The 26,416-nt window shown below is 35.8% G+C and carries 29 protein-coding genes; 4 read left to right on the forward strand and 25 right to left on the reverse strand.

What is annotated here, in order from left to right; translation table 11 throughout:
* Window positions 1-71 precede the first annotated feature (71 nt).
* The 3 genes from D8M05_RS14645 to D8M05_RS14655 all read right to left on the reverse strand — a co-directional run bounded on the left by D8M05_RS14645 (window position 72) and on the right by D8M05_RS14655 (window position 1,156).
* Window positions 72-476 carry a cytidine deaminase gene (locus tag D8M05_RS14645; RefSeq protein WP_121133078.1) on the reverse strand — a complete coding sequence of 135 codons (405 nt, stop codon included), beginning with the start codon at window positions 474-476 and terminating at the stop codon, window positions 72-74.
* Between the two features lie 67 nt (window positions 477-543).
* A complete protein-coding gene (locus tag D8M05_RS14650) occupies window positions 544-894 on the reverse strand; it encodes a DUF1798 family protein (protein ID WP_121133080.1) in 351 nt (116 codons plus the stop codon).
* Window positions 895-949: 55 nt separating this feature from the next.
* Entirely contained in the window at window positions 950-1,156 is a 207-nt protein-coding gene (locus D8M05_RS14655) for a hypothetical protein (RefSeq protein WP_121133082.1), read from the reverse strand.
* A 156-nt stretch (window positions 1,157-1,312) separates the two neighbouring features.
* Here D8M05_RS14655 and D8M05_RS20410 point away from each other — a divergent pair, with 156 nt between their 5' ends.
* Complete coding sequence (locus D8M05_RS20410; protein WP_220667590.1) at window positions 1,313-1,423, forward strand: spore protein; 111 nt, start codon at window positions 1,313-1,315, stop codon at window positions 1,421-1,423.
* Window positions 1,424-1,450: 27 nt separating this feature from the next.
* On the opposite strand, the gene D8M05_RS14660 is transcribed toward D8M05_RS20410, so the two are convergent.
* On the reverse strand, window positions 1,451-2,410 hold the full coding sequence (locus D8M05_RS14660) for a DUF2515 family protein (protein WP_121133084.1): 960 nt from the start codon (window positions 2,408-2,410) through the stop codon (window positions 1,451-1,453).
* 88 nt (window positions 2,411-2,498) lie between these two features.
* Here D8M05_RS14660 and recU point away from each other — a divergent pair, with 88 nt between their 5' ends.
* On the forward strand, window positions 2,499-3,089 hold the full coding sequence (gene recU / locus D8M05_RS14665) for a Holliday junction resolvase RecU (protein ID WP_121133086.1): 591 nt from the start codon (window positions 2,499-2,501) through the stop codon (window positions 3,087-3,089).
* Between the two features lie 265 nt (window positions 3,090-3,354).
* Window positions 3,355-6,057: a PBP1A family penicillin-binding protein gene (locus D8M05_RS14670; protein WP_121133088.1), complete on the forward strand. Its 2,703-nt coding sequence runs from the start codon at window positions 3,355-3,357 to the stop codon at window positions 6,055-6,057.
* Between the two features lie 65 nt (window positions 6,058-6,122).
* Here the strand turns inward: D8M05_RS14670 and nth are convergent, their stop codons facing one another.
* The 12 genes from nth to D8M05_RS14730 all read right to left on the reverse strand — a co-directional run bounded on the left by nth (window position 6,123) and on the right by D8M05_RS14730 (window position 18,710).
* Window positions 6,123-6,779 (reverse strand): endonuclease III, encoded by a 657-nt coding sequence (gene nth, locus D8M05_RS14675; protein ID WP_121133090.1) that lies wholly within the window; start codon window positions 6,777-6,779, stop codon window positions 6,123-6,125.
* A gap of 4 nt (window positions 6,780-6,783) precedes the next feature.
* Window positions 6,784-7,482, reverse strand: coding sequence for a DnaD domain-containing protein (locus D8M05_RS14680; protein ID WP_121133092.1), 699 nt, complete (start codon window positions 7,480-7,482; stop codon window positions 6,784-6,786).
* Window positions 7,483-7,587: 105 nt separating this feature from the next.
* The gene (gene asnS, locus D8M05_RS14685) at window positions 7,588-8,880 is read right to left on the reverse strand and encodes an asparagine--tRNA ligase (RefSeq protein WP_121133094.1); all 1,293 of its coding nucleotides are present in this window, start codon (window positions 8,878-8,880) and stop codon (window positions 7,588-7,590) included.
* A gap of 37 nt (window positions 8,881-8,917) precedes the next feature.
* Window positions 8,918-10,105, reverse strand: coding sequence for a pyridoxal phosphate-dependent aminotransferase (locus D8M05_RS14690; protein ID WP_121133096.1), 1,188 nt, complete (start codon window positions 10,103-10,105; stop codon window positions 8,918-8,920).
* A 16-nt stretch (window positions 10,106-10,121) separates the two neighbouring features.
* On the reverse strand, window positions 10,122-10,655 hold the full coding sequence (locus D8M05_RS14695; RefSeq protein ID WP_183072813.1) for a cell wall elongation regulator TseB-like domain-containing protein: 534 nt from the start codon (window positions 10,653-10,655) through the stop codon (window positions 10,122-10,124).
* Complete coding sequence (locus D8M05_RS14700; protein WP_121133155.1) at window positions 10,618-10,788, reverse strand: DUF4264 family protein; 171 nt, start codon at window positions 10,786-10,788, stop codon at window positions 10,618-10,620. The genes D8M05_RS14695 and D8M05_RS14700 overlap by 38 nt, the downstream gene beginning before the upstream one ends.
* 260 nt (window positions 10,789-11,048) lie before the next feature.
* Entirely contained in the window at window positions 11,049-13,850 is a 2,802-nt protein-coding gene (gene dinG / locus D8M05_RS14705; protein WP_121133099.1) for an ATP-dependent DNA helicase DinG, read from the reverse strand.
* 85 nt (window positions 13,851-13,935) lie between these two features.
* The gene (locus tag D8M05_RS14710; protein ID WP_121133101.1) at window positions 13,936-14,919 is read right to left on the reverse strand and encodes a biotin--[acetyl-CoA-carboxylase] ligase; all 984 of its coding nucleotides are present in this window, start codon (window positions 14,917-14,919) and stop codon (window positions 13,936-13,938) included.
* A complete protein-coding gene (locus D8M05_RS14715; protein ID WP_245985399.1) occupies window positions 14,895-16,097 on the reverse strand; it encodes a CCA tRNA nucleotidyltransferase in 1,203 nt (400 codons plus the stop codon). The genes D8M05_RS14710 and D8M05_RS14715 overlap by 25 nt, the downstream gene beginning before the upstream one ends.
* Window positions 16,084-17,241 (reverse strand): N-acetyl-alpha-D-glucosaminyl L-malate synthase BshA, encoded by a 1,158-nt coding sequence (gene bshA / locus D8M05_RS14720; RefSeq protein WP_121133105.1) that lies wholly within the window; start codon window positions 17,239-17,241, stop codon window positions 16,084-16,086. Before bshA ends, D8M05_RS14715 begins: the two co-directional genes overlap by 14 nt.
* A gap of 15 nt (window positions 17,242-17,256) precedes the next feature.
* Window positions 17,257-18,048: a 4-hydroxy-tetrahydrodipicolinate reductase gene (gene dapB, locus D8M05_RS14725; protein WP_121133107.1), complete on the reverse strand. Its 792-nt coding sequence runs from the start codon at window positions 18,046-18,048 to the stop codon at window positions 17,257-17,259.
* 332 nt (window positions 18,049-18,380) lie between these two features.
* A complete protein-coding gene (locus D8M05_RS14730; RefSeq protein WP_121133109.1) occupies window positions 18,381-18,710 on the reverse strand; it encodes a nucleotide pyrophosphohydrolase in 330 nt (109 codons plus the stop codon).
* A 160-nt stretch (window positions 18,711-18,870) separates the two neighbouring features.
* Between D8M05_RS14730 and D8M05_RS14735 the strand changes: the two genes are divergently transcribed.
* Window positions 18,871-19,746, forward strand: coding sequence for a YitT family protein (locus tag D8M05_RS14735; RefSeq protein WP_183072814.1), 876 nt, complete (start codon window positions 18,871-18,873; stop codon window positions 19,744-19,746).
* 34 nt (window positions 19,747-19,780) lie between these two features.
* On the opposite strand, the gene D8M05_RS14740 is transcribed toward D8M05_RS14735, so the two are convergent.
* The 9 genes from D8M05_RS14740 to D8M05_RS14780 all read right to left on the reverse strand — a co-directional run bounded on the left by D8M05_RS14740 (window position 19,781) and on the right by D8M05_RS14780 (window position 26,303).
* Entirely contained in the window at window positions 19,781-20,464 is a 684-nt protein-coding gene (locus D8M05_RS14740; protein WP_121133111.1) for a zinc metallopeptidase, read from the reverse strand.
* A gap of 60 nt (window positions 20,465-20,524) precedes the next feature.
* Window positions 20,525-20,779 (reverse strand): sporulation protein YpjB, encoded by a 255-nt coding sequence (locus D8M05_RS14745; protein ID WP_245985400.1) that lies wholly within the window; start codon window positions 20,777-20,779, stop codon window positions 20,525-20,527.
* A 63-nt stretch (window positions 20,780-20,842) separates the two neighbouring features.
* Window positions 20,843-21,424 (reverse strand): lipoprotein heptaprenylglyceryl N-acetyltransferase LhaT, encoded by a 582-nt coding sequence (gene lhaT, locus D8M05_RS14750; RefSeq protein ID WP_121133115.1) that lies wholly within the window; start codon window positions 21,422-21,424, stop codon window positions 20,843-20,845.
* Window positions 21,425-21,652: 228 nt separating this feature from the next.
* Complete coding sequence (locus D8M05_RS14755; protein ID WP_121133117.1) at window positions 21,653-22,429, reverse strand: menaquinol-cytochrome c reductase cytochrome b/c subunit; 777 nt, start codon at window positions 22,427-22,429, stop codon at window positions 21,653-21,655.
* Between the two features lie 15 nt (window positions 22,430-22,444).
* Window positions 22,445-23,119: a menaquinol-cytochrome c reductase cytochrome b subunit gene (gene qcrB, locus D8M05_RS14760; RefSeq protein WP_121133118.1), complete on the reverse strand. Its 675-nt coding sequence runs from the start codon at window positions 23,117-23,119 to the stop codon at window positions 22,445-22,447.
* A 6-nt stretch (window positions 23,120-23,125) separates the two neighbouring features.
* Window positions 23,126-23,638, reverse strand: a complete 513-nt coding sequence (locus tag D8M05_RS14765; RefSeq protein WP_121133120.1) for a QcrA and Rieske domain-containing protein — start codon at window positions 23,636-23,638, stop codon at window positions 23,126-23,128.
* Between the two features lie 161 nt (window positions 23,639-23,799).
* Window positions 23,800-24,252 carry a DUF2487 family protein gene (locus D8M05_RS14770; RefSeq protein ID WP_121133122.1) on the reverse strand — a complete coding sequence of 151 codons (453 nt, stop codon included), beginning with the start codon at window positions 24,250-24,252 and terminating at the stop codon, window positions 23,800-23,802.
* 173 nt (window positions 24,253-24,425) lie between these two features.
* A complete protein-coding gene (locus D8M05_RS14775; protein ID WP_121133123.1) occupies window positions 24,426-25,001 on the reverse strand; it encodes a ReoY family proteolytic degradation factor in 576 nt (191 codons plus the stop codon).
* Between the two features lie 36 nt (window positions 25,002-25,037).
* Window positions 25,038-26,303 (reverse strand): tetratricopeptide repeat protein, encoded by a 1,266-nt coding sequence (locus D8M05_RS14780; protein WP_121133125.1) that lies wholly within the window; start codon window positions 26,301-26,303, stop codon window positions 25,038-25,040.
* Window positions 26,304-26,416: the final 113 nt, after the last annotated feature.

Here is a 26,416-nt window from a genome sequence, read left to right on the forward strand (position 1 = left end):
CCACTTATAGGTATTATACCATAAAAAAGGAAACTGAATATCAGTCTCCTACTTTTTATTTGCATACAATACTATTCATTTTTTAGTAAATCATCGTTATTAAATGAAAAAGGTAATAATTCATCCATCCTAAATGTTTTGGTCTCTTTACTTAGATTGGTTAGATGAATTTGTATTTCGTTACTAAAAAATTCGCTCATCACTTGGCGACACGCACCACATGGTGGTACTGGCCGTTTTGTGTCTGCTGCTACAGCCATTTCTACAAACGCTGTTTCACCATCAGATATTGCTTTAAAAATAGTAACCCTCTCTGCACAACATCCAACCGTATATGCGGCATTTTCAATGTTACATCCCGTATATACTTTACCTGATTTCGTTAATAGTGCTGCTCCTACTGGGAATTTAGAATAGGGTACATATGCATTTTTTCTGACGTTAATTGCTTCTTCAATTAATTTATTGGATGACAACTACTTCACCCCTCCATTGTTTGTGTGAGAAAATTATAAGATACTTTAAAATAATTGTAAAGAATACTTACGGAAGTTCATTTACCAATTGATCGAATATATATCGTATGGAACGGTATAATTCCATATACCTTTTCCTTCTTACATCTAGATAATAACTATGCATTAATAGTAATTCCATATTTTCCTTCGTTGCATTAACTTGATTGGGATGAACGGTTACTTCTCTTGCCTTAACTACTTGTAAAGCTTGTTCTTCCCACTTCTCCACCATCTCATAAATAGGAGAAGTCTCTTCTTTAACTTGAAGAAAGAATTTCCGATCCTTCTTATTTTCTGGTGGTGTACTATTTTCATACAATGCTTTTAACCGAAGCAAATGATTATTTAATAATATCGTACGTTCCTTTAGTTCCATCCCTTTTCCGCCTTTTACTATAACTGTACCATAATAGGTACGATTTGTTTAAGTATTATGCCTTACTGGAGCTAAAAGAACGGATTAGTGCCAATTCATTTTTCTGTTTTTTATATTGTACGGTTATTTCCCTTTCTACTTTTGTAACTAATTTCTGATCAATGATACGAACTTGATCTTGTAACTTTTGTAAGGATGCTTCAAACTCACTTTTACTAATACCATTAGGAAAATGTTGCACTTCTTTTATGGCAATTGACATACCCTCACCTCATTTTAATTTGTTATATGACCTATTCAATACGTTCAAGTCCAACTCCTTCTCGTTCGACAAAACTAGAAGAAAAAGCACAAAAGAAATGAAAATAGTAATCATTTCAGTAAAAATAGACACACTATACGTAAAGGAGGGTTTTTCATGGATAAAAGCAAAGAAATACTAAATAAAGAACGCCAGCAGCGTCAAACAAAATCTCAAGCAATTAAAGGTGATAAAAAACTGAATGGTCCTGACCGTCCATCAACATAATAAAATCATACAAAAAGGATTTGTTTCTTAAAACAAATCCTTTTTGTATCGCATATTTTTTATGTTTGCATACTTGTCTAGCAACACTCTTTTGATACGGAAAGCATTCGTTATTTCGCTATCCTTTATCTCAGGCACATGATATATCCAATTTGATTTCATCCTCCCTCTTCTATACCATTCTTTGCGCACTTTATCTTGATGGGTAATGATGGGGTAGATTCGTCGTAACATTGGACTGTTGGAAGTAGGAAAATACATATACCGCTCATAGTCACATCTCGAACCAGTATGTTCGACCTTTGTAATAAAATCAAGCAATGCAGGATAAACCCGTGTAGAAAAGAGGATAGATGCAATATTTTTACCGAACATAATACGTTTTGACACATTTGTGAACCCTTTTACAAATAGTCCATGTAATCCATTCGTTTTCGTAGGCATGAGAACTGCACTCATATGAAATATATTCTGCATCAGATAGGGGGCATGATGGAATACCTCCCTTTTAAAGAATGGTTGCTGGATAACAGGTTTTTCAATTACGTTTTGCTCATTTATAATTAATGCATTCATTAATCTATTTTTATCCTGTGTTTTCCAGAATTGATACCATTCTTGCATCATAAACGTAGAAACATGAAAGTGTTTTAGTAAATGAAACTGGGCTTCTTGATTTCTTTTAGATAGGGAATAAATCAGTAATTGAGGATAAGCATCTGAAAAAATGAGCCAATTCGCTCTTTCATACGTCATAAATAAGTGTTCTCTTTCTGCATCACCAAGGATTGTTTTAAACGACGGTGTAGCTAGATCAGTCATGTTCCATCCAGCGTTTCTAGAAACAACGGAAGCAAGTAATGCCCATCTAATTTCAGGATTTTTGAAATAGTATTTTTGATAGGCTTTCGTACGTGATATATTATCCTTATTCTGTGCATTTGTTAACTTTATTATATAATGAAGATAGTCTATTTCTCTACTCACTTTACATAGAACCCACTTTCGCACTTAAAAATACCAAAATATTTGTTTTTCTGATATGATACTGTAATGATTAGATAGGAGGTATTTGATGAATTACCCAAATGGAATGAAGAAACCAACTCAATTAAATCAATCATCAAATCCAACAAATCAATCTTTTAGTAATCGCGGAATGTCATTAGAAGAAGATATTAACGTCACCAATCAATATTATTTAGATTTAGACAAAGCTGTTATTCACAAAAAACCTACACCAGTACAAATAGTAAAAGTGAATTATCCAAGACGTAGTGCAGCAGTTATAACTGAAGCCTATTTTAAACAAGCATCTACTACTGATTATAATGGTTTATATCGCGGAAAATATGTGGATTTTGAAGCAAAAGAAACGAAAAACAAAACACTCTTTCCATTAGCTAATATTCATGATCACCAGATTAGTCATATGGAAAATGTGGTTAGACATGGAGGAATATGTTTTATTGTTATAAGATTTACATTACATGATGAAACTTATTATATGAAAGCCGAGCAATTATTTAAGCATTGGTACGACAAATTAAAAAATGGAAAAAAATCAATTTCATATCAAGTGGTAAAAGAAAATAGCTACTTAATACCATTTAGCTATCAAGCTAGAGTCGATTATCTAGCAATCATTGACAAGCTTTATTTTTAGAGGATGTTCAAAAAGTCCGGTAAAAATGACACATTTAGATAATGGAACTTCGACGTGTCGAACGTCGAAGTTACTACATCCTGTGGAAGCTCGTTGGCTTGCTTTTCCGTTCCTTGGAAAAGAAAAACACTTTTCCTGCGTGCAAAAGCGTCTGCTCACGTATCAAAAGCATACGTTTCGCTACGGGGAGCTAGGCCGCCTCGAACTTCTCGGTCCTTTTTATCCTCCTTTTGAACACGTATTTTTAGAGATGGAGGGATTAGCCATGGCAGATAATGGCCAAACTCGTTCTGCAAGACGAAAACAAAAGAAAGCAAAGAAAAAACCAGTTGCAAAAAAAATACTACTCACCATATGTATAGCTATTATTGCAGTGGGAATTGGTGTTGGTATACTCTTGACATATTGGATTGCAACTGCGCCTGAAATAGACTCATCGAAGTTAACCGATCCATTCGCATCCGTTTTGCTAGATAAAGATGCACAAGAATTTGCAAAACTTGGTTCAGCGGAAAGTAATCGGGAAAGGGTTACTTTCGAAGAGTTACCAGATGTGTTGATTGATGCTGTTACAGCAACAGAGGATGCCAGATTCTTTGACCATGCTGGAATCGACCTACGTCGAATCGGAGGTGCCGTTATTGCGAATATAACGAACGGCTTTGGTTCCCAAGGGGCAAGTACAATCACTCAACAAGTCGTTGAAAAGTCTTTCTTATCACCAGAGAAGAAAATAAAATTAAAGGTTCAAGAAGCGTGGCTTGCACTACAATTAGAACGACAATATTCAAAAGAGGAAATATTAGAAATTTATTTAAACAAAATATTCTATGGTGCCAATGCATACGGCGTTAAACAGGCAGCAAGTACATTCTTTGGTAAATCAGACTTACAGGATTTAACCTTACCTGAAGCGGCTATATTAGCTGGCTTACCACAGCGCCCAACAGCATATAATCCATTTGAAAATCCAGAATTGACTAAGGATAGAATGGATACGGTCCTTACGTTAATGGTCCGTCATGAAAAAATAACGGAAGAAGAAGCAAATGAAGCTAGAGAAGTAGATATTACTTCCCTTCTTCGAGAAAGCCCACCTAAGTCAAGACCATATGATGCATTTATCCAACAAGTAGAAAAAGAAGTCACAGAAAAACTTGATGGAGCAGATATTAACACTGACGGCTTAACCATTTATACAACATTGGATACAAATGCACAGGAATATGTAGAATCTTTGTTAAATGATAGTGAAGAAAATCCAATTAACTATCCGAATGACCAGTTTCAAGCTGCAATGGTTGTATCCGATACGAAAACTGGTGCAGTTCAGGCAATTGGTGGCCGTAGAAACCAAGCAGCAGGTGAATATAATTATGCTATACGAGGTGGGAATCAGCCAGGTTCGGCTGCGAAACCGATTTTAGCTTTTGGACCAGCAATCGAATACAATAAAATGTCGACATACCATCAAATAAATGATGATAAACCATATGAGGCACCAGGATTAGAGACCCCTATTCGAAATGTAACAAGAACGTATGCTGGTTGGGTAACTGCAAGACATGCACTTGCTCAATCCATAAACGTAGCAGCAATTAAAGTCTTTGAGGATGTTGGACGAGAAAATGCCAAAGAATTTGCTAAGAATTTAGGAATGGAATTTCCTGATGATAAAATAAACTTAACCGACGCAATTGGTGGATCAACATTAAATGTGAATCCACTTCAAATGGCTGGAGCATATCAAGCATTTGGTAACGAAGGGGTATATATTGAACCTTATACCGTTACAAAAGTGGTATTCCCTGATGGTAGAGAGGTTGACCTAACACCTGAACCAGAAGTGGTTATGTCTGATTACACGGCTTATATGGTTACCGATATGCTCAAATCTGCTGTAACACAAGGATCAGGAACAAGAGCAAATGTCTCAGGATTGCCGATGGCTGGTAAAACAGGGACAAGTACATTAGATAGTGGAGAAGCTGCAGATTCATGGTTTGCTGGGTATTCAACCAATTACACGATCGCGGTCTGGACTGGTGAATTAGAAGATAATACACGTCTACCAATTTCTGATACGAATATTTCCAAAGACCTGTTCAGGTATACAATGACAAATATTTCTGAAGGAATTGAAACACAAGACTTTACCAAGCCAAGCTCAGTAGTTGAAGTTCAGGTTGAAAAGGGATCAAATCCACCTTCTTTACCTAGTAATCACACACCAAGTTCGCAAATTGTTACAGAGCTATTTGTAAAAGGTACTGAACCAACAAGTGTTTCAGAGAAATTTGATGAGCTTGACCCTGTAAGCAGCTTACAAGCCAATTATAACGAAGAGGAAAATTCAATTCAGTTATCATGGGAATACAATACAGATGAAGATGTATCCTTCGAAGTAAGTAGTCAATTAAATGATGGTGAGATGCATCTATTATCAACTACAGATGAATTATCATTAGATGTAAGTGAAGTTGAGCCAGGTGAATACCAATTCCAAGTAATTGTCGTAAGCAATGAAGACAATGAAAATAGAAGTGAGCCTGCTACAACTAACGCGACTGTCGCAGAAACGGAAGAAGAGGAAGATGAAAATGAAGAGGAAGGCGGAAATATTCCACCTGTCGAAGGATTAACCGCGAACTTCATTGAAGAAACCTCCATTATTGATGTAACCTGGAACTATAATGGTCCACCCGCATCCTATGAAGTGACGGTAAACGGACAAAGTCAGACCGTTCAGTCGCTAGGAATTGAAATAAGTGGTGCAAGTCCTGGACAAGTGTATTCGATTATCGTCACCCCTGTTGGGCAAAATGGTGCAAACAGTGGTGTACGAGGGGAATCCATGAATGTTGAAGTGGAAATCCCAGCTGAGGAAGAACAACCAGTATCAGAAGACACAGAAGAGGAAGAAGAAGTACCTGATGAAAACGTAGAGGAAAATGAAGTAGAAGAATAAAAAAAACCGGTACATCTCTAGGAATGTGATGTACCGGTTTTTTTTTTATTTATTACAGGTGAGTCTTATCCTTTTGCTGCTTTCTTCATCCGCTTTTGTCCTTCCCTACACAAATCGAGTAATGGGCATTCAGGACAATTTGGATTCCTTGCCTTACAATGGTATCTACCAAAGAATATTAGCCGATGGTGCGTAACACTCCATTCGTCTTTAGGTACTTTACGCATTAATGTCTCTTCTACTTCTATGACGGAATCTTTCCATCTACAAATTCCTAATCGCTTTGATACACGCTCTACATGTGTATCTACAGCGATGGCTGGTTCATTAAATGCTATAGAAGCAACGACATTCGCTGTTTTTCTACCTACACCAGCTAGTGTCATTAATGCTTCTTTTGTACGTGGCACCTCGCCATTAAATTCATCAATTAACGCCAAGCAGAGTTTTTGAATATTCTTTGCCTTCGTCCTGTAAAGCCCTATCGATTTAATATCCTTCTCCAGTTCTTCCAAGGAAACAGCTAAATAATCTTCTGGAGTTTTATATTTCTGGAAAAGATCAGCTGTTACTTTATTAACTAACTTATCGGTACATTGTGCCGATAATAAAACAGCTATCACGAGTTCAAAAGGATTGGAATGGTTAAGTTCACCTTTTGCATCAGGAAACATCTCTTGCATAACATCTAAACAATGCCTGATTTGTGTTTTGTTCAACATTGAATTAGTCTTCCCCTTCTAGCCAGTTGTAATAAAAAGAAGTATCTCTTTTTTTTGCAAAATCTTGGTTGGACACTTTCGCCTGTGATTTATTATGAAATTGTTTACTAGCCTCTCTTGCCTGCTCTACAGAATGAATTCCTTTCTTCTTCCACTCTCTAAGAATTCGATCAATATATTTAAAATTCAATTTCCCCATCAATACAGATTCTCTCAGTCCAGCCTTAATTAGAGATGGAGCTATTTTATCATCATCAAGCCAAGCATTAATGGTTTCAATTTCAAATGGTGACAACGGTCTAGCAAATTCCTGTTCAAACAAAAGAAAAATTTGACCGTCTGTTTGTTCAGTTTCTGATTGCTTTACTTCTGGCTCCTTTTCATATAACTTTTCCAATAACGCATTTAATGAATATGATTCACTTAACTGGTTCTGCTCATTTTCTGACTGATTGATGGTAAGGATATTTTTTTGGATTAATTTTCGTAGTATATTTGCACATTCTTTTTCATCAATGGTCATATATTGCGCAAGTTCAAATGGTGTTGGAAAGTCTTTATTTACTTGGAAGAAGCGTAACAATTGTAGAACAACTAGTACTTCTGTTTCATTTAAACCTAATCGTACATAGTCTGTTAGTAACTTAGTTGGAATAGGTAATTGGCTTAATAATATTTGTTGAAATGAAGAAAATTTTGTCATGTTTTGCACCTCTAAATTAGTATAGCACGAAAGGTTCCATTTCGACATAAAATCCCTTGCTCAGGATAGATGCAAGGGATTTAAAGTTATTTGGATTCTTTAAGCTTATGGATATAAACGATTTAACAATCTTGGGAATGGAATCGTCTCTCTTACATGATCGACACCAGATATCCATGCAACGGAACGTTCCAATCCTAACCCGAAGCCTGAATGTGGTACACTACCATATTTACTTAGCTCTAAATACCATTTGTAAGCTGGACCGTTCAATCCATGTTGATCATAACGCTCTTCCATTAATTGTAAGTCATCAATACGTTGTGAGCCACCAATGATTTCTCCATATCCCTCCGGTGCAATTAAATCTGCACAAAGTACGACATCTGGATTATTTGGATCTGGTTTCATATAGAAGGCTTTAATTTCTGCAGGATAATTTGTAATGAACACAGGTTTGTCAAAGCTCTCAGCAATTGCAGTTTCATGAGGTGCCCCGAAATCCTCTCCCCATTCAATATCCGTAAAGCCTTTCTCTTTTAGTAATGTAATGGCATCATCATAAGATATTCTCGGAAACGGTGCTTTCACTTGTTCTAATTTTGAAATGTCACGTTCTAAAATATCCAATTCTAATTTGCAATTTTCAAGTACAGATTGTACAAGATAACTTACATAATTTTCTTGAATTACTAAGCTTTCTTCATGGTCTACAAATGCCATTTCTGGCTCAATCATCCAGAATTCAATTAAATGTCTACGTGTTTTTGATTTTTCTGCACGGAATGTTGGTCCAAATGAAAATACTTTTCCAAATGCCATTGCAGCAGCTTCCATGTATAATTGACCACTTTGTGATAAATATGCTTCTTCATCAAAGTATTTTGTATGGAATAATTCTGTGGTCCCTTCAGCAGAAGATCCTGTTAGAATTGGTGGATCGATTTTCACATATTCATTTTCATTGAAAAATTGGTAAGTTGCTCGAATGATTTCATTACGAATTTTCATTACAGCATGCTGTCTTTTTGATCTTAACCAAAGATGACGATGGTCCATTAGGAATTCTGTGCCATGTTCCTTTGGTGTAATTGGGTAATCATTCGCTACGTGAATAACTTCTATATCACTTACTTGCATTTCATAGCCAAATGGAGATCTTTTGTCCTCTACAATTTTTCCTGTTATGTACATGGATGTCTCTTGTGTCATATTCTTTGCTGTTTGGAAGACTTCTTCCGATACATCACTTTTCACTACGACACCTTGCATAAATCCTGTACCATCACGTAATTGTAGGAATGCAATTTTTCCACTTGAGCGTTTATTTGTAAGCCATGCTCCGATTGTTACAGTTTGTTCTACATAATTTGATACTTGAGATATTGTTGTTTTCATTGGTAATTCTCCTTTAAAGGTTCACATACTTTTAGTACTACTTAGATTGGTGATTGATAACAAATCGTTTGATTCTCTTCGCTGCTTCTTTTAGGTCATCAAGCTGAAGGGCGTAGGAAAGCCTGACATTGTCTGGGAAACCAAAGCCAGAACCAGGGACAAGCGCTACTTTTTCTTCTTCAAGAATCACTTTCACCCAATCATCCACATTTGTAAATCCATTCATTTTAACTGCTTCTGCCACATTTGGAAAGATGTAAAAGGCACCTTTTGGTTTTTTACAAACAATGCCTGGAATTTCATTCATTAAAGTATAGATCGTGTCGAGTCTTTCCGAGAAAGCTTTCTTCATTTCATTAACTGCATCATCATTTGCATTGTATGCTGCGAGTGCTGCATATTGTGCAATTGACGTTGGATTTGACGTGGAATGGGAAGCAAGGTTTGTCATTGCTTTAATAATCGCTTTTGGACCTGCTGCATATCCAATTCTCCACCCTGTCATTGAATGAGATTTTGAAACCCCGTTAATTACAATCGAAGCTTCCTTTAATTCATCTGAAATGGAAGCAATTGATATATGTCTATCAGAAGTATAAATTAGTTTTTCATAAATTTCGTCTGATACGATTAACACATTATGCTTTAGGCAAACTCGGCCCAACTCTTCTAATTCTTCTTGTGCGTACATCATTCCAGTTGGATTACTCGGCGAGTTAATAATAATTGCTTTTGTATTCTCTGTAATTGCTTCTTCTAATTGTTGTGCAGTAAGCTTAAAATCATTTTCTTCAGATGATTGAACAACAACGGGAACGCCACCAGCAAGTTTAATTTGTTCTGGATAACTAACCCAGAAAGGTGCCGGAACAATTACTTCATCACCATCATTTAATAATACTTGAAATAATGTATACAGGGCATGTTTTGCACCAGTAGTGACGATAATCTCTTCCAGATTATAATCTAAATCATTATCTTTTTTCAATTTATTTGCAATAGCCCGCTTAAGATTCGTAATCCCACCTGATGGTGTATACTTTGTCATCCCGTTTTGCATGGCTTCTGTCGCAGCTTTAAGAATATATTCTGGTGTATTAAAATCAGGCTCACCAGCTCCTAAGCCGATCACATCATGCCCTTGTTCTTTAAGTTCTTTGGCTTTTGCAGTTATTGCAAGTGTTGAAGATGGTGTTAATGTTTCAACTCTTTTTGCTAAATTCACAAGTCCTTTCTCCTCTCTAGTTAAACATTCTCTCAAACCGGTACTGTTCATCAAGTGAACCATCGTATATAGACATATAATCGATAACATATCGGGCATTATTATCATGGTAAGTAACTTCCCAATATATGTTATCTTTAATAACTGCTGGACTAATTTTTACAAATGTACAATTACTACATTCACTCTTCCAATTCTGTAAAATTTCATCCTTTGAAATAATTTCAGAATTGGAAACGGATAGGATGTCTTTTTCTGCACCCTCTAACGGATAAAAAATGATACGGCCTTCTCCATCGGCCGTTGTGCCGTATACTATATGATAAGCGTCTTCCCCATGAAATAATTCAATGTTATCTATATCTACAATAGCAGTCTGATTGATAATCGTGTCGGCTGTTTCTTCAAAACCCATCGTTTTTTTATCATAAATATCTTGATACAAGTATATACCAAAAATACAACAAGATACGATTATAATAATAACAGTCCAAATGCTAATCGGTAGCCATCTAATTCCAACAGATTGTGAATATGAATGCTTCATCATTATCTTCACCCAATGGTAATCCAAACATAAGATCATCCTCTTTTATGCTTCTTTTTAATAAATCAACAATTTTATACAGGTCCAGATTATTCGTGAATTGAGTGATCGACAACGTTGTTACACGCTTATCCATCATTTCCCTTCCGAACAAAAAGCTTCTTCTTTTATCAATTTTTTCTACTTATAGTATTTAAATGCCTTACATATAATAGAATTACGTTGATATTATCAAGATGAAGCACTTCAAGTAAGAAACAACTATTTATATATTTTGCTCATTTTTATAAACTCAACAAAAATTACAACCCATACCATTCTTTACTATACTACTGATGCAGTCTATTTGCATCAGTATTTTTTTATTTGAACTATTCACGCCCACGGCCCTAAGTCTTAAAACCACTCTTCTGCTTTTTCCATTAGTTTGCTTATTGTGTCGTAGGTGATTGGTACTTCTGGTATTGATTTTATAAAATACTTTCCGTACCGTGCTTTCATTATCCTTGCATCACATATAAATACAATCCCTCTATCGTTTGTGGAACGAATTAATCGTCCAAAGCCCTGCTTAAACTTAATAACAGCATTTGGTAATGCATATTCCATGAATGCATTTTTACCAATTTCCTTTAATTGATTAGATTTTGCTTCATATACAGGATGATTTGGTGGCTGAAATGGAAGCCTTACAATCATTAAGCAAGACAAATCATCACCTGGTATATCTACACCCTCCCAGAACGAACTCGTACCCAGAAGAATTGCCTGATCAAATGTTTGGAAGTTTTTCTTCAGTTTCGTTCTACTTCCGCTTGTTATCCCTTGTCCAATTAATACGTAACTATCTAAATCCATCATTTCTTTTAGTAGGAAATATGATTTTTTTAACATATCATATGACGTAAATAATACGAGCATTCGCCCATTGGTTATTTCTGCTAAGGATAGGATAGCTTCACAAGTTGCATAAATAAAATCATCCATTTTACCATACTTTATGTCTGGAAAATCGGTAGGAATAAATAGTTGTACTTGATCCTTGTATGAGAAGGGAGATGCAATTCTTTCCGTCTCTAGGCGATCTGAAGGCAATCCTAACCTATCTTCTATATAGGAAAAGGAATCATTCATTGTCAATGTAGCACTTGTTAAAATTACACTTTCTTTTTTATCAAAGAAATCATTCATTAACAAAGAAGATATATCCGTTGGTTCACAGTAAAGGAAAACGGCATTCTTTGGTCCTTTCGTATCAATTTCAACCCAGCGTACTTGTGGAACGGAAGACTCTAATAAGAATAACTGCTCAAATCGATCGATGAAACCTTGTAACACATCTACCATTCCGTTTAAATCATCTTTATCATATTTGTCAAGTGCATCTTTTTTATAAAGGGTTTGTTCCGTTGCAGCGAGAATGTGAATTAAATCCCTAAGATAAAAGGTTAATCTTGTAACCATTTCTTTAATAGCATTCCATCTATTTTCATCTTCTTTTTCTTCCTCAAAACGATACTGTACTCTACCAACATCACTAGTCGCCATTGACGTCTTGTAACTGTCTAGTACATAATGATAGATCGCTCCGAATAAAACATCAATCTCATACTTCGTGTGATCTAATACTTCATCCCATTTCTTTAATGGCAGTTCATCCTGATAATCAGTGTAACGAGACAATAATTTCCCTAAGGATTTTGTTTCTTCCCAGTGGCCTATTTGGTTCAATACATATTGCATATTAACGTAGTCAACATCGAGTCCATAATGATGTGCGGCGGTATCTTCAAAATGATGCGCTTCATCAATAATTACTTTTTTATAGGTAGGCAGAAATTGATAGTCATTAAACATATCCATTGCTAAAAGTGCATGATTAGTAATGATAATGTCAGCGTGCATTGCTTTCTTTTTAGCCTTTTGATAATACGACTTATTAAACCAAGGTGAGTACGGATCAAGTCCCCCTTCAGCTTCGGTCGATATTTTTCTATAAAATAAATACCCACTTGAAGGTAAATTAATCTCGTCAATGTCACCAGTTTCCGTTTCTGTTAACCAAATAAGAATCATAGCCTTTGTAAGGGTAATATCATAATTATCATTTACGTTGGAATGCATTTCATGTGCAAATTTTTCAAGACTAATGTAATGATGCTTTCCCTTTATGAGGGCAGCTTTGAACGTGTTTGGAATAAGTGCTTCTATAAGCGGTATTTCTTGTTCAATTAATTGTGATTGTAACTGTGTTGTATATGTACTAATAACTATTCTTTGCTTCATTTTTACTGATTCATAGATTGCTGGAATCAAGTAACCTAACGATTTACCAGTACCCGTTTCCGCTTCAATTATTGCATGTTTTTTCGTTTGAAATGCATCAAAGATAACTTCAGACATATCTCTTTGACCCTGTCGTTTTTCGTACCTTTTCATTCGTTTTGAAAGCTTACCGTTTTCTTCATAGATATCATCTAGGAAGTCTCCATATGAAGTAGTGAACGCAGAAGTTGATTTGTCTTCTTCTTTCAATTGCTTAAATGCCAATCCCTGGAACGTTTCAATATCGTCTCTATCTGTTGTCGAGAATGCTAACTTCTCTTGTCTTTCATTTAATAGAGCATATAAATCAGATTTGAACATACTTGAAAGTTGCAGTAAGGAATGAATGGTTTCATATGGTAGTGTATCTAGTTTTTCTTTTAGCTTTAGAAATAGCTTAGCCGTTACATATGCATCCGATAGCGCGCGATGCGGTACGTCATGCTGTATATTAAGATACTCAGCTAACTGATTCAATTTATAACTCGTGCTTTTGGGATAAAGGATTCGGGAAAGTTCAACCGTATCAATTACCGGATTTGTTAATTTTCCTTTCCCATTTAATTCTAACTCCGAATTCAAGAAACCTAAATCAAAAGGCACATTATGTGCAATTAAATAACTATCTTTAAATATTTCAATTATCTTATCCGCTTCTTCATGAAAAAGGGGTGCATCTTTGACATCTTCATCTGTGATACCAGTTAATTTAGTAATAAAAGGCGGAATGGATTGTTTAGGATTAAAAAAAGTCGATTTTGTCTCCGTAATCTCGTTGTTTTCAATAACGACTATTCCAACTTCTATTATTTTATCATCTTTGGTGGGAGAATGACCGGTAGTCTCTAAATCGATGACAACATATTTTTCCATTTACATCCACCTTGCTTTCTATACTCAATAATCAATGATAACAGGATATTCTTCCCCGTCAACTTCTTCGTCAGGAAACAATCCATTAATTATCAAACCAAGAGATTTCTGCAGAATATATTCTCTGGTTATGACCATCCTTTGATATCGTTAGCATCGCTCCATCTTCTGCTATTCCTAAGAATGGCGCCTTCCACTCTTCCTTCATAGTTTTAATGTTAACTTCTTTTCCAATTTTAAATCCATAGTGTTCCCATTTCTCTTTTATTTCCCCAAAGCCTCGCTCCAAATAAAGTTCATAGGTTTTCTCAAATGTAGCCAGAATTTTTTGGATTAGTTCTTGAATAGACCAATCCTTTTCTGTTTCCATTCCAAGTGATGTCGCTCTATGACGTAATTCTTCGGAAAGGTCTTCCCTTGTATGCTTTACATTTAAGCCAATACCAATAATAACATACCAAATTTGGTCCTGCTCTGCCTGCATTTCCGTTAAAATTCCTGCACATTTCTTTCCATTTAAAAGAATGTCATTAGGCCATTTAATTTGTGGCTGAAGCAGAGGGTATGAACTCAGAACGTCAGCTAAAACTGTTGCTGTGAGCAAGGTTAACTGTGGGGCATGATGGGCTGGAATCTCAGGTCTTAATATAATGCTCATCCAAATTCCCTTCTCCTTGGTGGAATCCCAATTACGATTGATTCTACCTCTACCATCTGTTTGTTCATCAGCGATAATCACTGTTCCATTCGGTGCCTGATTACGTGCATGCTCATGCGCAATTGTTTGTGTAGATGAAGTGGATTCTTTATGTATAATGTTCTTGCCTAACCACTTTGAATCTAGTCCCCACGTTATTGTATTCTCACTTAATTTATTGGGGAAACCTATAATACGATAGCCTTTATTTGACTTTCCCTCAATTTTGTATCCATCTTTTTCAAGCTCTTTCATATGTTTCCAAACAGCACTTCTTGATATTTGGAGTTTATCCGAAATAGCCTGTCCAGATATGTAACCATCGTTATTTAAAGCTAAAATCTCAATTAATTTGTTTCGGGTGGATGACATTTTATCCAATCCTTTATCTCACTTTTTTTGTTTTTCAAACCATCGAAAACTACTTCTTTTTCTATAGCAGAAAGCATTTTATGTAGCCACGGGCCTTTCCTATTATCTGGGAACATGTGAATTAAGTCATTCCCGTTAATATCCAATTCATTTCTTGACTGGATTGGTAGTTTATTTCGTACTTTTATTAAATCATCATAAGTGACGATCTTGTTTTGTAATACGTTTACAATCCGTACAAATCCATTATAATAACTCTCCTCTAAAGAGTATACTAGCCAGTTATTTATCCCGTTGTTTACATAATAATCATATGCTTGTATTAGTGCTACGGCTTCTTTTTTTATCTGATTCGAACATTTCCATGCCTTGACCCAATTTTTCACTGAAATATTCGGTTCTAGTAGATGAAATAACGCAATTACTTCTCCAAACGATAATAATGGAGTTATTTTATTTGGAATATGCTTCATCATGTCAGGATGCTCACTAAATATTGGGAGATACTTATAAATTCCAGTAGTTCGTAAATATGAAATCCCAGTTTCCACATATTTACCAGCAAATAACTTTGCAAACTCATTTGAAATTCTTTCAACAGCAAGCGACCCTATATCTTGCATTACAAGCTTCATATCTTTTAATGTGTCTTCATGAATCATAAAACCTAATTGACTTGAAAACCGAAGCGCTCGAATAATACGCAATGAATCTTCTTTAAAACGTTCATAACCATCGCCAACCGTACGGATTACCTTTTGATTTAAATCTCCACGTCCATCAAAAAGGTCAATAATTTCTCCATCTTTCGTCATTGCTAGAGCGTTTATGGTAAAGTCACGACGTTCTAGATCCTTATCTATCTTATCTATAAACATCACAGAATCCGGATGGCGTTTGTCCGAATAATCGCCATCTATTCGAAAAGTAGTAACTTCATAAGATATGTCTTCATTTCTAACGATAACCGTGCCATGCTCAATCCCCACTGGTATTACCTTGGGGAAGTATTTCTGAATCATTTCTGGTCGTGCGGATGTGGTAATATCAACATCTCCAATGGTACGCCCAAGCAAAAAGTCTCGAACACAGCCACCCACAAAAAAGGCTTGATGATTATGTTCTTCGATGGTTTCTAAAATTGGTAGTGCCTTTAGAAATGGTTCAATCAGCATCATATTCACCTTTTTCCAACTGATTCGTTGTTAGTATACGATCATATACATTTAGATATTGTTTTACAATTTTTTGTGAAGCAAAATGTTGTCTAGCGTACATGTAGGCATTTTCCGAAAATTGTTCTAATTTAGAGGCATTCGTTAACAAGTCTAGCGCATACCTACTCGCTTTCTCAATGTCTCCTAAATCAACAAGGTAACCAGTTTTCCCGTGATCTATCACTTCTGGTATCCCGCCTACATTTGTTGCAATACATGGAACTTTACAAACGTTCGCTTCTAATAAAACCAAACCAAAGCTTTCTTTCTCTGAAAGTAACAACATTAAATCAGATATAGATAATAAATCACTTATATTATTTTGTTTCCCTAAAAATAGGACATGATTCTCTAACTCTAATTCACGGACCAGTTGTACAGTTGAGAAATACTCTGGACCATCTCCGACTAAAAGTAGTTTACATTTCATTTGTTGTCCGATTTTTTGGAATGTTCTTACAATGTCTTGTACCCTTTTTACTTTCCGAAAATTAGAGATATGAATCAATACTTTTTCATCCGATGCTATTCCGTATTGTTTTTTTAGTGAGGCTCCTTCTTTCGGATAATATTCTTTTTCATTAACAAAATTATAAATGACCGATATTTCTTTGTTTACATGGAGCATCTCTTGTGTTTGACGAACGAGGCTTTTTGAAACAGCAGTCACCGCATCCGATTGCTCAATGCCATGTTTAATCATTTTTTGGAACGTATTATCGATCCCTAAAACAGTTATATCCGTTCCATGGAGGGTCGTAACGATCCCAACCTTGTGCTTTGCAATATCTCTTGCTAAGATCGCACAAACTGCATGTGGCATGGCATAGTGAACATGAAGGATATCTAACTTTTCCTGGTCAATCACTTCAGCCATTTTCGTCGCTAGAGCCAAATCATATGGTGGATATTGAAATACGGGATAATGATTCAACTCAACCTCGTGGTAAAAAATCTTTGGATCTATTTTATCTAGACGAAATGGAACTCCAGATGTGATGAAGTGGATTTCGTGTCCCTCTTCTGCTAGCATTTTTCCAAGTTCGGTTGCCATAACACCAGATCCACCCACCGTTGGATAACATGTAATACCTATTTTCATTATGATTTTCTCTTCCTCTTAAAGTATATTTTCTAGTCCATAAACAAATTTGTCTAACCCCATTACTTTTTCTACAGCTAATTTAATGCCATCCATGAACGAGCTTCGATCCAGTGAGTCATGTTTGATAGATAAGATCTGACCAGCTCCACCAAAAATTACCTCTTGATGGGCAACTAATCCAGGTAGGCGCACACTATGAATTCGCATGCCATCAAATTCTGCACCACGAGCACCATTGATTGTTTCCTTCTCATTTGGATGACCTTGTTTCTTATAATCGCGAGACTCCCTTATTAATTCAGCTGTTTTCACAGCAGTACCAGATGGTGCATCTAATTTATTATCATGATGTTTCTCAATAATTTCAACATCAGGTAAGTATTTCGCAGCCATTTGTGAAAATTTCATCATTAAAACCGCACCAACCGCAAAATTAGGGGCTATAATACTTCCTATCCCCTTCTCTTTGGCTAATAACTCTAATTCAGTGATTTGCTCACTTGTAAAACCAGTTGTTCCTACGACAGGCCGAATATGGTGTTCAATCGCGGTTTTTGTATGTAAATATCCAACTTCTGGTATCGTTAAATCAACGATAACATCAGCATCTACGGCGTGAAAGCATTCTTCTATATCTTCAAAAATAGGTACATTTACATCAGGTAACCCTTCTACATCCTTTAGTGTTTTTCCGTTAAATTTCCGATCAAGACATGCCACTAGTCGAAAATTCTCTTCATTTGAAACCATGTTAACAGCTTCTGCTCCCATTCTACCACGAGGCCCAGCAATTATAATATTTATCATTTAAACATCCCCCTCTTGAACAATCATTCTTATTTTCATTCGTATTACTATGATATTGGTGTAAAATGTGAAGTAAGTACACGCCCGATTCCACTACAGTCAGTATGCGCACCTTAGGGCACGGCCTAAGCCCTCCTCGCAAGCAAAAACCGCTCACTGCGGTTCTTCAGACACGTGCTTTCCCCGCAGGACACGGAAAGCGAAGTGTGTTTCCGGAACGGTATGGAGTGTTTAGCACAATCCCTATTTAATTACTTCACCGTTTATATCAACTGCTAGATAAGTATCAGTACTCGTACAAAGACATCAAACTTTTTGATTACAGTCATAAACTATTTATCTTTTCTTGTCCATCGGTCTTTGTCGCGTGTTTCAAACTTTGTTATTGCAAGTTCGAAAGCCTCTGATAAATCAATATCAAGGGAATTAGCGAAGCATGTAAGTACAAAAATAATATCCCCTAGTTCCTCTTCCACCGTTTTTTCTTCTTCCGTTGATTTTTTTGGTTTTTCACCATAATAATGATTTACCTCTCTAGCAAGCTCTCCCGTTTCTTCTGTTAACCTTGCCATTAAACTTAAAGGAGAGAAATAACCTTCTTTATATTGTGATATGTAATCATCTACCCTTTTTTGAATTTCTTTTGTATTGTATGTTGGCATATAAACTCATTTTCTCCTTTATTATCAATTGTCCTTTCTTCATGTTAGCGAATAGTTTATATTTTGACAAATCATTTACCTATGATTCATTGTTCTTATGTAATAAATTGTCTATAATAAGAGTGGTTTGTAAGGAAATGGTAATGGTAGGAGGCATATAATGATATTTGGATTAAAACTAAAAAATATCCTATTTATACTTTTAGGGTCAGCAATCTTTTCATTCGGAATTGTCCACTTTAACATGCAACATAACTTGGGTGAAGGTGGATTTACGGGAATCACCTTATTGTTATACTTTTTATGGGAAATAGATCCTGCGATTTCAAATATTGTATTAAATATTCCAGTATTTTTTATCGGTTGGAAATTTCTTGGGAGAAATACGTTTTACTATACGATTATTGGCACTTTTGCAGTTTCATTGTTTTTACGTGTATTTCAGACCTACCAATATGAAATACATCTCCAAAATGATATGTTTTTAGTTGCTCTATTTGCTGGGGTATTCATCGGAGTTGGTCTAGGTATTATATTTAGATTCGGTGGGACGACTGGTGGAGTGGACATTATCGCAAGGTTAGTCAATAAGTATGCAGGTTGGAGTATGGGAAGGACGATGTTTTTATTTGATTTAGTCGTGATTACAACATCAATCTTCATCATATTAGAATTAGACGAAGGAATGTATACACTTGTTGCAGTATATGTAGGTGCAAGGGTTATTGACTTCTTACAAGAAGGAGCATATTCCGCAAAAGGAGCTACGATCATTTCTAATCATAGTGATGAAATAGCCGAGATGATTATGAAAAAGATGGAACGCGGTGTTACCGTGTTAAATGGCCGTGGAAGCTATTCTGGCACGAAACGAGATGTACTTTACTGTATTGTGGCTAGGAATGAAATTGTACGGCTAAAGGGAATCATTAACTCAATAGACCCTCATGCATTTGTAGCTGTTACAACTGTACATGATGTACTTGGTGAAGGATTTACATTAGACGAAAATAAAAAACCATTACGTGAAGATTGAAAAAGGATGACGAGAGCCATCCTTTTTCTAATAACTATTCATCTCTGGCTGATAAGAATATCAACACAAACCTAAATAATTCCATAAGTGCTACAAGTGCAGCAGCTACATATGTCATTGCAGCAGCGTTTAATACTTTTTTCGTTTCTCGTTCTTCATTGTTTCGGATTATTCCAGAAGATACGAGTTGTCCCATTGCCCTGTTCGAGGCATCAAATTCAACAGGTAAAGTAACCAATTGGAATAATACAGCTGCAGACATAAAGATAATACCAAGACCAATCCATTCGGCTGCACTAAATATAATACCAGCGATAATTAGAATCATTGAAACGTTGGATCCTAAGTTCGCTACAGGAACTAATGCACTACGGAACTTTAAGAAAGCATATTCTTGCTGGTCTTGAATTGCATGACCTACTTCGTGTGCAGAGACTGCTGAAGCAGCCATTGACCGACCGTGGTAATTATCTGTTGAGAGCCTAACAACTTTCTTTCGTGGATCATAGTGATCCGATAGCATTCCCTTGGTTTCCTCTATACTTACATCGTATAATCCGTTATCATCTAGAATTTTCCTGGCAACTTCTGCTCCAGACATATAAGATGACGTTGGTTTCTTTGAGTACTTCTTATAGGTACTCTTGACCTTACTCTGTGCCCAAAGTGGGATAATCATTAATAGGACAAAATAAATTAAGTATCCTAGCATTTGCATTCCTCCATAATTTTAGAAAATATACCTTAAGGTCAATTTTAGTCAAATATGTCATTCTAGTCAATCATTTTGGCGCTCCGAATTTTTCCTTTGATTTTGGTTTCCTTTATATTTTCTCCAACTTACATAGGATAATGTAAGGACAATACTTCCTCCAACAATAGCTACTGGCCAAATAAAATCAGACCATTTAAAAGTAGCATTGGTTAATATAACAAGATTTGAACTTGCTTCAACTGCGTTAACGTTTAATTGCGTTATCACTATCCCTATGAGTATGATGAGTATTGTTTCCTGCAGTTTCTTCTTTATCATAGAGCAACACCTCTCATACATTTTTTATTTATTAATGTATGATGTAGTATCGTGATATATAACTTACCCCTTTAAATTAGATTGATTCTTGACAGTGAGTATATATGCAATGAAAATCGATAAAATACTTAACCAAAATGTAAAATAACCAATTTCATTCATATACCTTGATAGCGAACCGTACGTCGGCATCATTTCAAATACATAATCAATTACATCATTATGCAGTGTCCAAACAGATGCAACAACGATATGACGTAATTTTATCTTATAGAATGGGGAATATAATAATCCTTGAATTGCCATTCCTAAATGGGATGCCATTAACATATACCCTGTCCAATGTAAGTATCCATCAACAATTAATGTCAATAAATTCATGATAACGGCCCAAATACCATATTTAAATAATGTGATTATGGCTAAAGCCTCAATATATGGGACATTCTTTTTAAAGATAAAAAACAACAAAAATATTGTAAAGAACAGACTAGCAGTAGGGCTATCTGGTACGAAGATTAGAAAAATATCTGGTGTCACAGACAATTGGCTCTCATACCATATATACCCGTAAATCGTACCAAATAGATTGATTAAAAATAGAGCAATTAGAATTTTTTTATCTAGTAATATGTATTTAATCATTTTAAAGGAAGTTCAAAAAGTCCGGTAAAAATGACACATCGAATTTCTTCGTTGGCTTGCTTTTCCGCTACTCACGTATTAATAGCATACGTTCCGCCCGCCAAAGCTACGCCGCCTCGAACTTCTCGGTCCTTTTTATCCTCCTTTTTAAACATACATCTATAGCTCCTTTCGTTATTTAAAAAAACACCTACCAACAAAGTGTGGCAAGGTGTTTTTTTAATATAATTATTCTGTAGATTCATTTACTGACATAATAAAGTCTGATAGTTGTTCTAGCTCTTCATCAGAACCTGTAAAAATTCCTGCCGGCATTCCACCGATTCCATTGACTGCAATATCAGCAATTTCTTCAGCAGTATATTCAATGCCAACTAGTGTTGGAGCAGCTGGGCCACCTTCTAGATTACCACCATGACAAGACATGCAGCTAGCCTCATAGGCAGCATATCCGTCATGTTCTGTATCAATGGCTACTTCGGATTCCGGGATAGGTTTATCCATTTCAGCACGAGCTTCCCAGTCAACATGAGATGCAGATGTGTATGTTAACCAAACTACAGATGCTAATGCTAGAAGCATCATTCCTACAGCAACAGGGCGTTGACCTGGTCTACGTCCTGGTCCATTATCTAAGAATGGGGCTAATAATAATGCACCAAATGCTAGACCAGGAAGTCCTAGCATCCCTAATAGAATGTAATCCCCACTAGCGAATTCATATTTTAAAAGTTCATATAAAAATAAGAAGTACCAGTCTGGTAGAGGTATAAATGCAGCATTCGTTGGATCAGCTATACCTCCAAGTGGTGATGGATGAACTAATGTTAAAGTAAGAAATCCAACTAAGAATACCGAACCTGCCAACCATTCTTTTAATAAAAAGTTAGGCCAAAAAGCTTCTGTTCTACCAGGATATTCTGAATAATCTTTTGGTATTTGTGACGTTTTTGTTGCAGAGATTCGTGAATCTCCAACAAACTTCATACCTTTACCCCTATGCATGCTTTCCCCTCCTTTTTATAGTGGTCCTGAAATACCTTGTTTACGTATTAAAATAAAGTGGGCTGCTAACAGTCCGAATAATGCTGCTGGTAAGAAGAATACGTGAATTGCAAAGAACCTTGTTAACGTTTGTGCACCAACAATACTTGCGTCACCAGCGAGTAAAATCTTAAGTTGTTCTCCTATAAATGGTACCTGCTGTGCCATTTCAAGACCTACCTGCGTTGCAAAGTAAGCTTTGTTATCCCAAGGCAATAGGTAACCTGTAAATCCTAGGCCAAGCATTACAAAGAAAATCAATACCCCAACCATCCAGTTTAATTCACGAGGTTTCTTATAAGCACCTTGGAAAAATACGCGTAAAGTATGTAATAATAACATAACAATAACGACACTAGCACCCCAGTGGTGCATGCCTCGCACAATTTGTGCATGGGCTACTTCTGTTTGTAAGTAATAAACAGATTTCCATGCATTTTCGATATCTGGTACGTAATACATGGTCAAGAACATACCAGAAAGAATTTGAATTACTGTTACGAAAAATGTCAATCCACCAAAACAATAGACAAAAGCTGAAAAATGATGTGCTGGATTAACGTGTTCTGGTACTTCATGATCTGCTATATCTCGCCAAATAGGCGTAATATCTACACGATCATCTATCCAATCATATATTTTCTGTAGCATAAACGATTACGCCCCCTCTCTATCTATTGTGTTACCTAAGAACAACATTCCATCACGAATTTCTTGTTCAAATGTAGGTAATGGTGCTAATGGTGGTGTACCAGGAACGTTTACACCATCCTTAGTATATAGCCCATCATGGCATGGACAATAGAAATGATCTGGATGCGCATCGCTTCCTTCCCAAGATACTACACAACCAAGGTGTGTACATATTGGGGATAAGGCTACAATGTCGCCATTACCATCTTTATATACCCAAGCAGAGCGACTTGGTTCCGATTTATACCATCCATCTACTTGTTCTACTGTCCAATCGATACGCGTTGGCACGTCAGTTATATCATCTACAGATATTCCTACGTTTACTAATTCACCAGAAGCCGAATCTTTAAGAACAGGGTCGATTGCCATACGTAATGGAGAAACCAATAAACCTGCCGCCATAAATCCTCCTACACCTGTAAGCGTGTAATTCAGAAACTGTCTACGGGATACTTGTTGCTTTTTGTCACTCATGATTTTCCCCCCTCTTTCGTATAATCACAGACATATACATTTTTTTTAATGATATTACTAGGACAATAACAATGATAGCGCAATCTATTTGCTCGGTCAATAAATAACATTAGTTAATCCTAGAAATTATGTAAAAAATTAACTTTAATAAATGTGTCATTCTACCAATAAGATCGAATTAATTCCCCAATTTGTTTCACTTGCTCCCTGATGGTATGCTGCATTTCTTTTGACCCGATATCTCCAGACTGAATCTTTGGTATCCAAACGAAGGAAGCATCTAAGGCTTGTTCACTTTTTTTCCATGCTGGATCGAATGATAGTAGGAAAATATGCTTGAAAGGTTGTTTTTTTACGTTTTCAACCCAATGATTTAATCGTACAATTTCCTGGTCTTTGTCGAACGTTTTTATGTAATAGTAGCTAGGAGCTAGCATTATTCTTCCTGTTAGTTCCTTTTCTAGTTCATTAGACAAAATCGTTAATACTTCATTTTGAAATGCATTATTTTCAAGGTCCTGATCCATCTGAAAGTCAATTAATGGAATAATAAGGGTATCAATGTATTCCTTGGCACTGACATATTTATCGACATCGGATTTCTGCCATCTCATATTCCCCCTCCTCTCTATTATAACTAGACACTATGAATAATATTAAACGAATTGCATCAAAAGCGCAAGCGCCCGTTTAACGACGTACAGACTGCGCCCAAGTAGTTTGTAGGTAGTTCGATTTAATCGAACATTCTATGTCCCAGCTTCCTAAAATTACAAAAAAAATCAACCTATTGCTTCTGCAATTTAGGTTGATCAGCATATTTTTCTTCCAGGTTATTTAATTCAATGGATAATTTCATAAACTTTTCTTGATCTAATTCGTCTAATGCCTGGTCTATTTCTTTTAAAAGTTTCTTCTTTTTTGAGTCAAAAATCGTTTTATCTAATATCTTTTTGGCTAGTGCTCTATCCTTACTGGTTATAAAATAATCATCTGGTATAAAAGGATTTTCTTCAATGACAGATGCATAGATAGCATTTTGGTGTGCTTTTTTAAAATTAAGTTGAATATAAAGAGGTTCATCTTGATTTAACCTTACATCATGAAATGACTTTTCCGCATCCGTTGTAACGAGATGGTTCTTATAAAAGCGGAATGGTACTTCACTAGAACATTGGCTTGTAATAATAATTCCTCGAGGGCAGAATTTGACGTCTCGAACAAAATGGACATTTTCCAACACTTGATTATGATTTAAAATATAATTTAGTATCCAGACACTCTCTCTTTTCTTTAATTGAAAATGTTTCAAAAACCATTTTATGAAACTCTTTTTATCTTGCACGGAGACAGGAGTGGTCATTTATCTTCCTCCTTTAATTAATCATTATAGGACAGTCTAAGCATCACTACCCGACAGTTTTAAACGATTTAGGAATTCTTCAACTTCCCCGTCTAACGGTTCCAGTGTTAAATAGTCTTCAAAAACCTTAATTGCGCGAGCGATCCTCCCCTCTTCCGTTAGAAAATACCCATATTCCTTCACGAAGTCACTGTCCTGATTTAAACTATTATATGCTTCCATGTAATGATTTAATGCATCATCATACGATTCAATTTCATTATATGACCTGGCAAGCTCCCAATCATAAAGGGAATCATCTGCACCTAATCTTTTTATTTCCGTCAATAAATCAACAATTCCCTCATGGTTATCATACGACTTAAATAACTCCACTAAGAATAACACTGCTTCTTTATAATCTGAGTCTAGGACAACTGCTTGCTTAACATATTCAATACTTTTTTCATTTTCACCAATTCGATGGGCGAGAGAGCCAGCTAAAAAATATAATTCCTTGTTAAATTCATCAAGTTGTAGCCCTTCCTTAGCAATATGATAAGCATCATTTATTCGACCGTCATCCTCGTACGCTAGCGCTAAATGATAATAAACCGTATGATAGTCTCGGTCTAGCTCAATAACATGTTCCCACGCTTTAATAGCAATATCATTTCGGTCTGCTTGGAAAGCGGTAATTCCATATCTGAAAAATAGATCAGGGTCACGACTATCATTATCTTTAAAATAGGTTAATGCCTTCTCATACTCCCCAGAAGCAGCATAAGCTTCTCCTAGTCTTTCATTAATGGAGATGTTTGCAATATGGTCCGAGTGCATGATAACTTTCCCATAATAAAGAATAGCATGTTTATATTCACCAATGGAAAAATATAATTCTCCTAATGCAAAATCAATAATTCCTTCATTCGGCTCTATTTTTTTTGCTTCTAACAATTTTTGTTCTGCCACTTCAAACAACCCTTGTGCTTGATACAAATCAGCTAACTGAATAAGGGCTTGTACATAAGATGGGTCTTCACCTTTAATTTCAGCGAGTAAGTTTATTGCTAGTTCGTCCTGTTCAGCTTCAATATAAATCTCAGCTAACGTAATCTTTATCTCACTTTCCTCTGGATATATTAATAACAATTCATTTAGAATCGTGCTAGCCTCTTCTAAGAAACCTAGTTGTATAAAAAGCTGAGCAATCGTGAACTTTTCATCATCATTTGCTTGTTTCAAATACCCTTTTAACATTGCTATCGCTTTTTCAGCTTGTTGGTTTTCAATTAATTGATATGCTTCCATAATGGTGTCCATTACGAACATCCTCTCAAAAAAAATGTATTAATATATTAATTTTATAGTTTGTTGTACATGAAGTCTAATATTACGTTTGGTAATTGAAACATTGATAGACACTCATTGTACAA

Origin of the sequence: Oceanobacillus bengalensis (assembly GCF_003628445.1) — a bacterium.
Taxonomy (GTDB): Bacteria; Bacillota; Bacilli; order Bacillales; family Amphibacillaceae; genus Oceanobacillus; species Oceanobacillus bengalensis.